General features: G+C 35.4%; 1 pseudogene. It reads left to right on the top strand.

The annotated features are described in order from the left end of the window. Nucleotides 1–790 (top strand): annotated as a pseudogene (locus FFR48_RS28200) (hypothetical protein); the annotation flags it as partial.

Below are 790 nucleotides of genomic sequence, written 5' to 3' on the forward strand. Positions count from 1 at the left end.
CAATATTACCACCACTGGAAGTCAGACTTATAACGATAATGTCACCATTGCGAATAACCCCACATTAACAGGAAATGGAATTACCTTTAATGAACTTGTAGACGGTAATAGTAATTTAACCTTGAATTCAGGTGCAGGAAATTTAACATTTGCGAATAATGTCACATTAGCAAATATTATTGCTAATAGTACAGGGATAACCACATTTAACACAGTTACCGCTGCAAGTTTAGTAACAAACGCAGGTGGAACAACATCATTAAATGGCAATATTACCACCACTGGAAGTCAGACTTATAACGATAATGTCACCATTGCGAATAACCCCACATTAGCAGGAAATGAAATTACCTTTAATGAAACTGTAGACGGTAATAGTAATTTAACCCTGAATGCAGGTACAGGAAATTTAACATTTGAGAAAAATGTCGGTAGTACAACAGCGTTAAACAATTTAACAGCCACTGGTAATAATATAAATATCAAAGGTAATGTCAACACTACCGCACTGCAAACTTATAATAGTCCAGTAACTTTATTCAATAACAGCACCTTCACAGGCAATGGTATTATATTCAATAATACCCTGACTGGGACTGGGTTAGATTTTACAGCTAATGCAGGTGCAGGAAATTTAACATTTGCGAATAATGTAACATTAGCAAATATTATTGCTAATAGTGCAGCGACAACCACATTTAACACAGTTACCGCTGCAAGTTTACTAACAAATGCAGGTGGAACAACATCATTAAATGGCAATATTACCACCACTGGAAGTCAGACTTAT

This window comes from Sphaerospermopsis reniformis (genome assembly GCF_005402885.1).
Classification (GTDB): Bacteria; Cyanobacteriota; Cyanobacteriia; order Cyanobacteriales; family Nostocaceae; genus Sphaerospermopsis; species Sphaerospermopsis kisseleviana.